The organism is Komagataeibacter saccharivorans, from assembly GCF_003207825.1.
Classification (GTDB): domain Bacteria; phylum Pseudomonadota; class Alphaproteobacteria; order Acetobacterales; family Acetobacteraceae; genus Komagataeibacter; species Komagataeibacter saccharivorans.
In genome coordinates this window covers 1-12,132 of sequence record NZ_NKTY01000018.1, presented here as the reverse complement: position 1 = coordinate 12,132, position 12,132 = coordinate 1, and the positions used below count along the sequence as shown (strand labels likewise).

The window sequence follows — 12,132 nt, the reverse complement described above, 5'->3', positions numbered from 1 at the left end:
GCTTCCCCTTCACACCTGCATTGATTGGCGTCCGGACCGGCGTTGCGCTACGTTCATGTTCCAGATGCATGCGGAGAGAGGTCATGGACACAAAAGCCATCGCGGAAGCCTATTTCAACGTCCGCGCCCAGATCGAGGAAAGTCAGGCCCGTGTCAGCGACGCGGCTGAAGCCCTGCTTCCCCTTGTGAAACATGGCAACCCGGCTGCGAAAACGGCGCTGGAGAACCTGCGCAGGGCCGCCGTTTCCATGGAAGAGGAACGCACGCGCTCCGACTATCTGTGGCGTCTGGCGTCAGGCCAGAACCCGCCGCCGCCCGCAGAGGCGCAGGCCGGGGAGCAGTCCCCTTCCGACGGGGGAAGCGGACGCCACCGCACTTTCCTTGACAACCTGATTGACGATGTGATGGGCGCGGGTTTCCTGCCCTGATCGAAAACCGGCCTTCCCTGCCCGTCCCTGCACAAAGTTGATTGCGGCGCAGGGACCGGGATTGATATGAGGGGACATATTACAGGGCAAAGGTAGAAGATCATGGCCGTGGGCACGGATGCCATCGCACGATGCCGGTTCGGGCTGTCTGTCGCGTTAACGCTGGCCATGGCGGCGTGTACCACGACACCGCAGACGGTGCGCGGTCCCCTCGCCACGGCAGGACAGCGCATCTACCACGCGCCGGGCACGGCTGATGATCCGTGGGGCCCCTATATACAGGAAGCCGCAACCCGCTTCAGCGTGCCGGATTCATGGATACGCGCCGTCATGCAGCAGGAATCCGGCGGTAAGGAGTATCTGGGTGGCCAGCTCACCACATCGGATGCCGGGGCGATGGGCCTTATGCAGCTAATGCCCGAAACCTATGCCGACATGCAGACCCAGTACGGGCTGGGCGGCGATCCGTACGAACCCCATGACAACATCATGGCCGGGACTGCCTATATCCGGCTGATGTATGACCGGTTTGGCGCACCGGATTTTCTGGCCGCCTACAACGCCGGGCCGGAGCGCGTGGATTCATGGCGGCAGAACGGCACGCCACTGCCCGATGAAACCGTGCAGTACGTCGCGGCGATCACGCCCAATCTGGGTGGTGGCGTCGCCCCGTCGGCCCCTATGGCGGCCCCGGTCATGCTGGCCAGTGCTGATGGCATCAATGCCAATGCCGCCTATGCCGGTGGTGGTGGCGCGCAGGTCATGCCAGCGCAGGCCGCTGCCCTGTCACGCACGGCGGATGGATGCCTGCGCAATGCCGATGCCGCCTATGACCCTGCTTCGCCGTGCCTGATGGATCAGGACACCCCGCATGCCGATAGCGCGGGAACCCGGCAGGTGGCCTCGGTCGCGGATGATACGGTATCGCGCGATGCTGTCATACCCGATGGCGCGCAGCCCGTGGGTGAACCGGGCCTGCCCGCGCGACCGGCCTTTGTCCAGCCGGTCAGCTACACCGCCGCGGCCCACGGAAGCTGGGCGGTTCAGGTGGGTGCGTTTTCCACCAGTAACGAGGCCCGTAGCGCACTGGATACCACGCGGCGCATGATTGGCATCAATGGCGGTCAGCTTTCCGCCGTGGTCATGCCGGTTCCGGCAAGCGGGGGCACGCTTTACCGCGCGCGCCTGATCGGTTTCGCGCCCGCCGATGCCAGCACGGCCTGCGCAACGCTGCATGCCCATGCCATGGCCTGCTTCGCCGTGCCGGACCGGACCTGAACCCCGCCACCGCCCGCAAAACCTTTCCTGTCCCGTGGCGTTCCTACCTGCATCCCGCAGGAGGTTGCGATGAACAAAACCCTAAGGATACTGACCACGCTTGTTCTGGCGCTCTCCGTCGCAGGCTGTTACGGACCACGCTATCACCATCGCGGCTGGCATGATGGTTATTACCGTGGTGGCCACAACGGACCCGGCCCCTACCGGGGTGGACCAAGGGGGCACTGGTAAAAAAACGCCCCCTGCCTGACGACAGGGGGCGGTAACGGATGGCGGCGTCCCTTACGCCGCCAGTTCGGCATCCGCTGCGGAACCGAAGAATTCAAACCGGATCGCCTTTTCGGGTACCCCGGCTTCCTTCAGCGTGGCGACCATGCTGCGCATGAACGCATCGGGACCACAGATGTAATAGACACCGCCGGGCTGGACCTGCGTCTTCAGCCACTCGGGGGTAAGGTGACCGGCGTGCTGCGTCGTGCCCGCATCCACCACGTCGTCCGCCGGGGTTTCACGGCTGTAAAACACATCATGACGGATACGCCCGCCAGCCGCGAGAGTGCGCACGTGGCTGCCGAATGCCTCGGTCTGCGGGGTGCGGGTGGCGTGAATATAATGCAGGGCGGGCGCATTGCCTGCACCCATCAGCGTATCCAGCATCGACATAAGCGGCGTAAGACCCACACCCGCACTCAGCAGGGTTATTGCAGGCGCCTGCTCCAGCACGAAATCACCCGCCGGGGCCGAAACCAGAAGTTCGGTGCCTTCATCCACGCTGGCATGCAGCCAGTCCGATACGACACCGCCTTCGATCCGGCGCACGCTGATGCGATAGACGCTGTCATCAGGGGCGGAGGAAATGCTGTAATTGCGCCGCTGCGATCCATGCCCCGGCACGTCAAGGCGGAAGCTGAGATACTGACCGGGCTGATGACGCATGACAGGCTGGCCGTCGGTGGGGACAAGTTCAAAGGACGTAACAGTCTCGCTTTCACGCACGCGACGGGCTACGCGGAAGGGCCGCCAGCCGATCCAGCCGCCGGGCGCTGCCTCATGCGCCTCATAAATCTCCTTTTCACGCCCGATCAGGATATCGGCAAGGAACCAGTAGGCCTTGCCCCACGCATCCAGAATTTCCGGCGTGGCGGCATCGCCCAGAACATGCCCGATCGCCCCCAGCAGGGCCTCGGCCACATACGGGTAATGTTCGGGCAGGATATTCAGGCCGACATGCTTTTCAGCAATGCGTTCGACCATCGCGCCCAGTACGCCCGGATCATTGATATGCCGCGCATAGGCCAGAACCGCCAGCGCAAGCGCGCGGGGCTGCTCCCCATCCTTCTGGTGGGAAATGTTGAACAGGTCACGAATGGCCGGGTTGGCCAGAAGGCGCCGGTACATTTCGGTCGTGATTGCCAGCCCGTGACCTTCCAGTGCCGGCACGCAGGCCGTGATGATCGCGCGGGTCTTGTCGTCCAGGGGAGCGGCCATCTCTGACTCCTAAGATGTATGTTTCGCACATCTTTAAAGTCCGCTGGAAAAAAGATGTCAAGTCTGTATATCTTTAAGCATGCGACTGACCCTACATACCGACTATGCGCTGAGAACATTGATGTATCTGGCCGTCCATACCGAACGGCTTTCATCCATCCGTGAAATCGCGACAACCTACGGTATTTCGGAAAATCACCTGATGAAGATCATCCACCGGCTTGGCCTTGGCGGTTTCATCGAAACCGTGCGCGGGCGTGGCGGCGGGCTGCGTCTTGCCCGCCCGGCATCCACCATAAGGATCGGGGATGTCGTACGCTTTACCGAGGACGACATGGCGCTGGTCAGTTGCATGCAGATGGAACCGGGCAAGGACGCACCCTGCATTCTGGCCGATGCGTGCCGCCTGCGCGGCGTGCTGGGACAGGCGATGGGCTCCTTCATGGCCGTGCTGGACAGCCATACGCTGGCTGATGTCATCACCCCGGCGGAACGGCAACGCCTGACCCGTTCCGGCAATACGCAGGCGGCGACCTGACGCCCTGCCCAAACCGGTTTCCTGCCCTGCTTCGTTCAGCAACCTGCCCCGGAAACCGGGCGGTAACAGGACCAGTGGGTGATGCCTGTTTTGTGATCGGGCGTGCTTCTTTTTGGGCCTTCACGCGGTAGCAGCCCCCTTTCCGGCCACCCTGCGCCCACCCATATGGCGTGGTATCGGAAGGATCTTCCTGCCGAACTGGAGGTTGCCATGGTTATGGGAACTGGATACCGCTCAAATCCCAATATCATGACCATACTGGGCATTGGGGTTCTTCTGCTGACACTGGCATTATGGCTGTCGCTGATCTTCATATGAAGCCCGATCCGTACAGTCATTACTGACACACACGACCCAACCGGGAATATGGCTACAGGAGCCTTGCAATGTGGATGTATTCGCGCCGCCAGCGTAATACTGGCACTTCACAGGCCGGACGTCTTGACAGATGGGACATCATCGGCCCCGCCCTGCTGGCAACGGCATTCGCGATTTCAACCGCGCTGATATTTTTCGTATGACAGTAAGATGCGGATGGAAGCCCGGACAGTAACGGGCTTCCATTTGCAGATATCGTTCCGTAATCAGCCATCCGCCTGTGCATGACGGGCGACGACGGCGTTTGCCTCGCGGATCGCGCGGCCTTCATCACCTGTACGGTCCAGACATTCATTGGCGACCTTCGCCCACAGATTGCGCAGGACCGGGGTAGTAGCTTTGTGCGTATGCTTTTCGGCCTCGTCAGGTGTCCAGGGCATGCGCGGCACTCCTATACGGTTGTCTGGTTAAGGCGTTCGGCGACCAGATAACCCGCTGATACCGCAAGCATGCCCAAAACGACGGAAATGCCGATATTCAGCAGGGCACGACCCGGCGCACCACCACGCAGCAGGTCAAGCGTCTGTAACGTGAATGATGAAAACGTAGTATACCCGCCACAGATGCCAACCATGAAAAACAGGCGTCCCACATCCGATACCGGGTAGCGCCCCGCCGCTGTTGTCAGCGTGGCGAAAAACGCGATGGCGAAAGACCCGGTCACATTGATTGCGATTGTGCCCCATGGCAGGCTCTGGCTCCATCGCGCCATCCAGATACCGACCCAGTAGCGCCCGACCGTGCCCAGCGCACCGCCCGCCGCGATCCACAAGGTTGCGGACAATCTATCGAAATCCATGAACATTCTCTTGTTTAATGCGGTTCCACATGACCCGATCAGTGCTGCAGGAAAATCGGGATTTCGGGACTTTCGAGCATGATCTGCGTAACGCTTCCAATAATGTGGTTATAAAGCCTGCCATGCGCGTATCCCCCCATAACCAGCATATCGCGCCCGTTGTCACGACACAGCCGCAGGAGGGCTGCGGCGAGTTCCACCGGGGCACCGCCATCATCCGCCATGACAGGCGTGACCTGTAGCCCCGGCAGCAGTTTATCCACGGCGGACCCCGCGCCATCACCCACGATTTCCACATCCCGCGCCGCATCAAGGATCGGCCGCACTGAAAGGAATGTCCTGCGGCAGGAGGCCGTATCCTTCCATGCCAGCAGGACATTACGACCCACGGGGCCATCCCAGCCAGGCGGGATGAACAGCACGGGCCGGGCGGAATCAAATATCGCGGCCCGCACGGCGCGGCGTTTCTGGTCACTGTCATGCGACTGGGGAAAACCGATTACGATCAGGTCGGTCTCACTGGCATAGGCACGGATCATCCGCTCAACCGATATTTCGGGATCGAGCCAGTTGGTTTCCATCTCCCCCAGCGTGCCATCCGCGCGGCACTTTGCCAGCCAGTCGTGATAGCGGTCATGCAGCCCGTCGGCCCATTCACGCTGCTGCGCGCGGATACGGGCGCGATCCGTGTCGGTCAGCATTTCCTCGGTCGGCACGATAGTGTCCTCGGGCGGTTCACGCGCGGCCAGAACACTCATCGCCATGCCCCCAACAGCACGAAGAACCGACAGCCCGGCAGCCAGAAGGCCGGTCACATCCTGCGGGCGGTTAAGGATGACCAGTGCCGTTTTCATTGTCGTTCCCCTTCCTGCCATACCGGTCTGGCAGGGCCTAACGCAGCCGGGGAACGGATGCACGGCCTGTGTACCATTCCCTGCCGTCCCGGCCCGTTTTACGCCGTTCAGATCGTGCTCAGCACGCCCCCATCCACGCGCACGGATGCCCCGGTCGTGGCCGATGCCTGTGGGGATGAAAGATAGACCACCATATTCGCCACCTCCTCCACCGTGGCGGCACGGCGGATGATCGAACTGGGCCGATGCGCCATGACGAATTCCGCTGCCACTTCTTCCAGCGGTTTGCCGGTTTTTTCCTGTTCGGGCCTGAGCATCTCCGCCAGTCCTTCGGACAGGGTCGGCCCCGGCAACACGGAATTCACCGTAACCCCAGTTCCGGCCATCCGTTCGGCCAGACCGCGCGCGACGGAAACCTGTGCTGTCTTGCTGAAGCCGTAATGGATCATCTCCACCGGGATATTGAACGCGGATTCCGACGATATGAACACGACACGCCCCCAGCCCCGCGCCTGCATGCCCGGCAGGTAGGCACGCGACAGCCGTACCCCGGACATGACGTTGACCTCGAAAAACCGGCTCCAGTCCTCATCGGGGGTGTCGAAAAAATCCTTGGGCTCGAATATCCCCAGATTGTTGATCAGGATATCGCAATCCGGATGGGCCTTGACCAGCGCCGCACACCCGGCAGCCGTGCCCAGATCTTCCGTAAAGCCGACCGCACCGCCAGAACCAAGGCCGGACAGCGCAGCCACGGCCCGTTCAACCGCTTCGGGCCGCCGCCCATTCACCACGACCTGTGCCCCGCTGGCGGCAAGCCCCTTTGCAATGGCCAGTCCGATACCGCCTGTCGAACCTGTTACAATGGCCTTGCGACCTGTCAGATCAATGCGCATCTCGTTTTCCCATATCCGTTCAGGCAGGCAGCATCGTACAAAAAGGGGCCGTCGCGCAACCCGGCCAGCCGGGCGCACGCCCTGCCCGCCTGATGGGATAAACGCATGGAGACGCCAGATGTCGGCGGAAAATTCTGGGGTGACAGCTTCCGAAGCTTTTTGAAAAAAGCTTCACCAAAAACTTTCTTTTGACGAAGCCCGAAAGCAAAAATACGAAAACATCACCATATCAGTATCTTTACGCCATGTATCATCCGGGCGGCATCAGCCATGCGGGCAGTTTCTTCAGGGCTGTTCCGGTCTCGGCCGCATCAACACAGGCGGCCAGACTGCCGAAACGCACCTGCCTGCCGACCAGACCGGGCGCGTAATGGGCATATTTACCGGAATTGGTCATCAATGTCCGGGTATTGCGGGGAATGACCGGCTCCCCGATCATGCACCAGCATGTATCGGTTATGATCTGCGCGCCGAATGCTTCCAGTACCTTGATATAACCGGCCGCGCTGGCCCGGTCATGGATCTCGCGCCCCATGGTCAGAATGAATTCGGTCCCGTCATTCCTGACCCTGCCGTTGCACAGGGCAGCCAGATGCCCGCACTCCTCAAGGGAGAGATGCGGATTACCAAGCGATACAAGCTGTATGGCCGTTTCCGCGGCGCTATCGAGTTCCTGCCACGACTGGACCAGATCGCCCGGCCGCACCCCATATTCACGCCGTGCCGGTTTATGGCCAAGGGCGGCCTGCACTGTGGGGGCTTCGGGTGTAACACCAACGATATGAAACATCGGCGCGGCGGAAGTCGTGGCGAACGCCGCGCTGAAGGCCTTGAGCGCGTCCCGATCCGGCGCCATGTCCTGCAACCCGCTTACCACCGGGATTTCGGTGCTGCTCAACAGGCCAATATGATAGCCCAGCAGCGCGAAGAAGGATTCATCGGCATTATCGGGCGGCTGCACCGCAATATGTACGGTCCCGTGCCGTCCGCTATCGCAATGCGTACCGACAAAAGGCGCGCGCCCCGTCAGTGCAACGCACAGGTCCAGATAATCCGGATATTTCAGCGTACGCGCACCCAGCACACTATTGGCGAACGCGACCGCATTGGATTCCGCCCATACAATCTGTTCACCAAGCACCGGCGCGCCATCCAGCAGGTAGGGCGCGCAGGTAAAGCTGGGCTGCGCACCCATTTCCACATACGCATTACCCAGTGCCGCCGCCGGGTCGCCCAATGATGGATCTACGCCCTGCGCACGCCAGCGCCGCTGATCGACGGAGATGGAATTGAGCGTGGTCGGGACCCGGACCTTCGCACCCCATTCCACAAACTGCCGCGCAAAACGCAGGCTTGCGGGGCCGGTGTAGATACAGCCATCTATATGCGCCTGCCCGATGTCAATCAGCCTGTCCGCATTCTGTAGCGCTGCCATTTCCAGCACGATATTCATGGCGGCCTGCGCGGCTTTCCCATGCGCGCCATCCAGCACGCTACGGTCATATGCGCTTAAGGAAACCGTATGCCCGGCCTGCCGTTGTGCTGGTTTCGTATCGGCAATATGGACATTTTCACCTACCATGACGCAACCATCCGCCATACAGGCGGACCGCGCATGTTCAAGGGTGGCGAAGGCATCGTGACCGACGCAGATCACAGGCAGGGAGCGGCCAAACATGAAATTGGCCACAACCACACCCAACACCAGAATTTCGTCAGGTTCCGCCAGTATCAGGCCCGCTGGCGCATGTCCGTTCAGTATCAGTTCCAGCATGACGCTGCTGCCGGTGCATGACCCCCGCCCCTTGGGGATGGCCAGTATTTTGCCCGCAAGACAGGCCCCCCTTAACGGGTGGTGACTGTCAACCACCATCCCCGTGAAGGGATCGACCGCGCCCCAGAAACTCAGCCCCATATCGGCATAAAGCAGCGGGGCCTGCGCCCTGCCCTGCACCAGCATGCGTCCTGCCAGCGTGCGTCCGGCTTTCATTTCGGCGGCCTGCGATCCGGTCATGCCCTGTCCCCGCTGATCTGCCGCGCGGATGCGCCTGCGGCGGTCAATCTGTATGTCAGGACAAATGTTTTGACAAGGAAACGTGTTTGATCCGCGCCCCTAATCGCCAAATACCACCGTGCGCATGCCGTGCATGATGACCCGCCCGTCCAGATGGTAATGCACGGCACGCGACAGGGCGCGGCTTTCGATATCACGCCCCTTGCGGATCAGGTCTTCCGCCGTATCCGAATGGCTGATGCGTTCCACGGACTGTTCGATGATCGGCCCTTCATCCAGATCGGCCGTAACGTAATGAGCGGTCGCGCCAATCAGCTTTACCCCCCGCCGATGCGCCTGATGATAGGGCCGCGCGCCCTTGAAGCCGGGCAGGAAAGAATGATGGATATTGATGCAGCGCCCCGCAAGTTCACGCGAAAGCTCATCAGACAGTATCTGCATATACCGTGCAAGAACGACCAGTTCCGCGCCGGTCTGCCCGATCAGTTCGCGCAGGCGGTCTTCCTGCATGGCCTTGGTCTGTGGCGTAATCGGCAGGTGATGGAAGGGGATGGTGCCCATATCCACCTGCCCGCAGGCCTCGACCGGGTGGTTCGATACGATGGCGACGGGGTCCATATGCAGTTCGCCAATACGCCAGCGGTAAAGCAGGTCCGCCAGACAGTGATCGAAGCGGGAGACCATGATCAGCACTTTCTGCCGTACCGCCGTATTGCGCAGCGACCACATGGCCCCGAAACGACCCGCAACCGCCGCCAGTTCAGCATGCAGCCCATCATCGGTCATCCCACCGGGATGGGTGAAATAGATGCGCATGAAAAACTGGCCATTGGCAACGTCATTGTACTGATTCATTTCAATGATATTACCGCCGGTTTCAAACAGCGTGCGGGAAAATGCAGCAACAATGCCGGGCACACTGTCGCAGGTGACAATCAGGACCCACGCAGTCGTTTCCTGTGATGGAGACACCCGTTACAACTCCTCAAACAGACGCACGCCGACACGTTCCGTCAGCGAACGTTCGGGCATGAAGGATATGCCACCGTCGGGCACCAGACGTTTCGCGCCCCTGACCTCGCTCGGGCTCTGGCCGAACATGGACTTGAAATGCCGGGAGAAATGCGCGCAGTCTGAAAACCCTGTCTCGACCGCGATTTCCGTGACCGACAGTTCCCCCTGCTGCAGCAGGGAGCGCGCGTAACGCAGGCGGATCAGGCGGTAGAAATCCGTCGGTTTCATGCCCAGCGTCGTCTGGAACAGGCGTTCAAGCTGGCGCGAGGATATGCCCAGATAGGATGCCAGCCGACTGATCGAAACCGGTTCATTCATATTCTGTTCCATTTCCAGCACCGCGCGACGGATACGGGAATCAGTAATATGATTTATTTCATCAATAATGGGGGGATAGGGTTGCAGTAATGGCGCATTGCTTCGCGTCGGACGGTCCAGAAGCAGGATATGACTTGCCTTCTTGGCGACCTGACGGCCCAGATACTGTTCGATCAGGTACAGCACCATGTCCGCGGTCCCGCCGCCGCCCGAACAGGTAATGCGATCGCCTTCGACCAGGTACATCCGGTCACTGACGACTTCATGTTCGGGAAACTCCTCCATGAAGTCCTGCCGGTGATACCAGCTCAGGCAGCATGCACGGCCTTCCATCACCCGCGCACGGCACAGGACAAAGACGCCGGTGCATAGCCCGATCAGCGTGACACCCGCGCTGGCGGCGCGGCGCAGGTACTGCAGCGTGCTGTCATCCACCTGCCGCCTGCCATGCAGCAGGCCGCCGACAACCGCGATACAGTCGAATTCGGAAGGATCGCGGAACTCGCTATGGCGGCTGATCGGGATGTCGCAGCTTGAACGCACCGGATCGGGGCGACTGTTCATGATCGTCCAGTTACACAGGATGGGACGGCTGTTATCGTCCTTGTCCCCTGCAAGACGCAGGTAATCGACAAACAGCGAAAAAGCGGAAAGCGTGAAATTTTCCGCCAGTATGATGCCGACCCGCAGACGTGGGGTTGGCCTGGCACTATCGGACTGAAAACGCATCATGCTTACCCCTGCACAGCCTGGCCGCACGGCAATGACCGACCGATTACCCCGATGGCGTATTCATGAGAGTATGAGACAGTATCGCCCCCGACTTTTCCTTATGCGACAGAAATTTATTTCATTACGGCATTAAATATAATCTGTCCGGCTGTGGCCATGCGCATCCACGCCAGATGCACACAGGGGGACAGGATGGTCCCGTCCCCCTTTCCGGACCATCCATATGGACAGTCTGCGCCATGTTACGGGGGAGACGGTCAGACCGTCTCCGCATCGGTAAAGGTGACGACCAGCGGTTCCACCCCGAGGGCGTGGAGAAATTTACGCAGGTCATCAGGACTGATGGAAAATGTCTGCGTATTATCCATCGGGTGCATGGTGATGTAATCACCCTGCAGAAGTGCGGCATCAATGGCGAAACGCACCTGATGATCCGTATCCGCAATCATGCTGAGCGGGCCGAGTGACCCCGGTATGGTCTGCAGCCTTTCCATCATCCGCTCCGCACTGCCAAAGGACAGCCGCTTGCAGTCCAGCAGTTGCGGCAGCTTCTTGAGATCGACCTTCCTGTCCGCCGGGACCGTCAGCAGGAACATCGCCCCCTTTGCATCCTTCAGGAACAGGTTCTTGGTGTGCTGGCCACGTATATCCCCCCAGTAGGCCTCCGCGTCCTCAACGGTGCGCACCGGCGGATGGGACAGGATTTCGGGCTGGATGTCGAGTTCGGCCAGCAGGTCAAGCAGCCGTTGGCCGGTTTCCATCACGGCTCAGAACTCCACGACGGTACGGATGCTCTCGCCACGGGCCATCATGTCGAAGCCTTCGTTGATGCGCTCCAGCGGCAGGGTGTGGGTAATCAGGTCGTCGATGTTGATGCGGTTTTCCATATACCAGTCAACGATCCTGGGCACGTCCGTACGCCCGCGCGCGCCACCGAAGGCCGAGCCGATCCACCGCCGTCCGGTCACGAGCTGGAACGGGCGCGTGCTGATTTCCTGTCCCGCACCCGCAACACCGATGATGGTGGACACGCCCCAGCCCCGATGCGCACATTCCAGCGCCTGCCGCATGAGGGTGGGATTACCCACGCATTCAAACGAGTAGTCCGCCCCACCACCGGTCAGTTCCACCAGATGGCCCACGATATCGCCATCCGGTCCCAGATCGTTCGGGTTGACGAAATCGGTCATGCCGAACTTACGCGCCATCGCTTCGCGTGCGGGGTTGATGTCCACGCCGATGATCCTGTCAGCCCCGACCATCTTCGCACCCTGGATCACGTTGAGGCCGATACCACCCAGCCCGAACACCACAACGGACGCACCGGCTTCCACCTTGGCCGTGAACAGCACCGCGCCAATACCCGTGGTGACGCCGCAGCCGATGTAGCAGACC

General features: G+C 60.8%; 14 protein-coding genes. 4 read left to right on the top strand and 10 right to left on the bottom strand.

Going from position 1 to position 12,132, the window contains the following annotated elements:
- The first annotated feature begins 83 nt into the window (after positions 1 to 83).
- The 3 genes from CFR79_RS10740 (at position 84) to CFR79_RS15910 (ending at position 1,937) form a co-directional block, all read left to right on the top strand.
- Positions 84 to 428: a hypothetical protein gene (locus CFR79_RS10740; RefSeq protein ID WP_102323920.1), complete on the top strand. Its 345-nt coding sequence runs from the start codon at positions 84 to 86 to the stop codon at positions 426 to 428.
- Positions 429 to 530: 102 nt separating this feature from the next.
- Positions 531 to 1,706, top strand: coding sequence for a lytic transglycosylase domain-containing protein (locus CFR79_RS10735; protein ID WP_110547908.1), 1,176 nt, complete (start codon positions 531 to 533; stop codon positions 1,704 to 1,706).
- 69 nt (positions 1,707 to 1,775) lie between these two features.
- Entirely contained in the window at positions 1,776 to 1,937 is a 162-nt protein-coding gene (locus CFR79_RS15910; RefSeq protein ID WP_181417417.1) for a hypothetical protein, read from the top strand.
- A gap of 51 nt (positions 1,938 to 1,988) precedes the next feature.
- Here CFR79_RS15910 and hmpA read toward each other — a convergent pair whose 3' ends face one another.
- Positions 1,989 to 3,194, bottom strand: a complete 1,206-nt coding sequence (hmpA, locus tag CFR79_RS10730; RefSeq protein WP_110547907.1) for an NO-inducible flavohemoprotein — start codon at positions 3,192 to 3,194, stop codon at positions 1,989 to 1,991.
- Positions 3,195 to 3,273: 79 nt separating this feature from the next.
- On the opposite strand from hmpA, the gene CFR79_RS10725 reads away from it, so the two are divergent.
- On the top strand, positions 3,274 to 3,732 hold the full coding sequence (locus CFR79_RS10725) for an RrF2 family transcriptional regulator (RefSeq protein ID WP_110547906.1): 459 nt from the start codon (positions 3,274 to 3,276) through the stop codon (positions 3,730 to 3,732).
- A gap of 584 nt (positions 3,733 to 4,316) precedes the next feature.
- Here CFR79_RS10725 and CFR79_RS15905 read toward each other — a convergent pair.
- The 9 genes from CFR79_RS15905 to CFR79_RS10685 form a co-directional block, all read right to left on the bottom strand.
- Positions 4,317 to 4,490, bottom strand: coding sequence for a hypothetical protein (locus tag CFR79_RS15905; protein WP_162900495.1), 174 nt, complete (start codon positions 4,488 to 4,490; stop codon positions 4,317 to 4,319).
- Between the two features lie 11 nt (positions 4,491 to 4,501).
- Positions 4,502 to 4,894, bottom strand: a complete 393-nt coding sequence (gene crcB / locus CFR79_RS10720; RefSeq protein ID WP_408884568.1) for a fluoride efflux transporter CrcB — start codon at positions 4,892 to 4,894, stop codon at positions 4,502 to 4,504.
- 53 nt (positions 4,895 to 4,947) lie between these two features.
- Complete coding sequence (locus tag CFR79_RS10715; protein ID WP_110547905.1) at positions 4,948 to 5,763, bottom strand: adenine nucleotide alpha hydrolase family protein; 816 nt, start codon at positions 5,761 to 5,763, stop codon at positions 4,948 to 4,950.
- 107 nt (positions 5,764 to 5,870) lie between these two features.
- Entirely contained in the window at positions 5,871 to 6,659 is a 789-nt protein-coding gene (locus CFR79_RS10710) for an SDR family NAD(P)-dependent oxidoreductase (protein ID WP_110547904.1), read from the bottom strand.
- A gap of 250 nt (positions 6,660 to 6,909) precedes the next feature.
- Positions 6,910 to 8,673 carry a cis-3-hydroxy-L-proline dehydratase gene (lhpI, locus tag CFR79_RS10705; protein ID WP_258373542.1) on the bottom strand — a complete coding sequence of 588 codons (1,764 nt, stop codon included), beginning with the start codon at positions 8,671 to 8,673 and terminating at the stop codon, positions 6,910 to 6,912.
- Between the two features lie 99 nt (positions 8,674 to 8,772).
- Positions 8,773 to 9,645 (bottom strand): formyltetrahydrofolate deformylase, encoded by an 873-nt coding sequence (purU, locus tag CFR79_RS10700; protein WP_110547903.1) that lies wholly within the window; start codon positions 9,643 to 9,645, stop codon positions 8,773 to 8,775.
- Between the two features lie 3 nt (positions 9,646 to 9,648).
- Positions 9,649 to 10,737: a GlxA family transcriptional regulator gene (locus CFR79_RS10695; protein WP_102323928.1), complete on the bottom strand. Its 1,089-nt coding sequence runs from the start codon at positions 10,735 to 10,737 to the stop codon at positions 9,649 to 9,651.
- Between the two features lie 257 nt (positions 10,738 to 10,994).
- Positions 10,995 to 11,498, bottom strand: a complete 504-nt coding sequence (locus CFR79_RS10690; RefSeq protein ID WP_110547902.1) for a prolyl-tRNA synthetase associated domain-containing protein — start codon at positions 11,496 to 11,498, stop codon at positions 10,995 to 10,997.
- 6 nt (positions 11,499 to 11,504) lie between these two features.
- Positions 11,505 to 12,132, bottom strand: a 628-nt coding sequence (locus CFR79_RS10685) for a zinc-binding dehydrogenase (RefSeq protein ID WP_146220131.1), incomplete at its 5' end; no start/stop codon positions are given.

Bases quoted from the DNA above. Each gene is read 5' to 3' on its own strand.
- CFR79_RS10740 (WP_102323920.1), top strand. From the start codon at position 84: ATGGACACAAAAGCCATCGCGGAAGCCTATTTCAACGTCCGCGCCCAG.
- CFR79_RS10735 (WP_110547908.1), top strand. From the start codon at position 531: ATGGCCGTGGGCACGGATGCCATCGCACGATGCCGGTTCGGGCTGTCT.
- CFR79_RS15910 (WP_181417417.1), top strand. From the start codon at position 1,776: ATGAACAAAACCCTAAGGATACTGACCACGCTTGTTCTGGCGCTCTCC.
- hmpA (WP_110547907.1), bottom strand. From the start codon at position 3,194: ATGGCCGCTCCCCTGGACGACAAGACCCGCGCGATCATCACGGCCTGC.
- CFR79_RS10725 (WP_110547906.1), top strand. From the start codon at position 3,274: ATGCGACTGACCCTACATACCGACTATGCGCTGAGAACATTGATGTAT.
- CFR79_RS15905 (WP_162900495.1), bottom strand. From the start codon at position 4,490: ATGCCCTGGACACCTGACGAGGCCGAAAAGCATACGCACAAAGCTACT.
- CFR79_RS10715 (WP_110547905.1), bottom strand. From the start codon at position 5,763: ATGAAAACGGCACTGGTCATCCTTAACCGCCCGCAGGATGTGACCGGC.
- CFR79_RS10710 (WP_110547904.1), bottom strand. From the start codon at position 6,659: ATGCGCATTGATCTGACAGGTCGCAAGGCCATTGTAACAGGTTCGACA.
- lhpI (WP_258373542.1), bottom strand. From the start codon at position 8,673: ATGACCGGATCGCAGGCCGCCGAAATGAAAGCCGGACGCACGCTGGCA.
- CFR79_RS10695 (WP_102323928.1), bottom strand. From the start codon at position 10,737: ATGATGCGTTTTCAGTCCGATAGTGCCAGGCCAACCCCACGTCTGCGG.
- CFR79_RS10690 (WP_110547902.1), bottom strand. From the start codon at position 11,498: ATGGAAACCGGCCAACGGCTGCTTGACCTGCTGGCCGAACTCGACATC.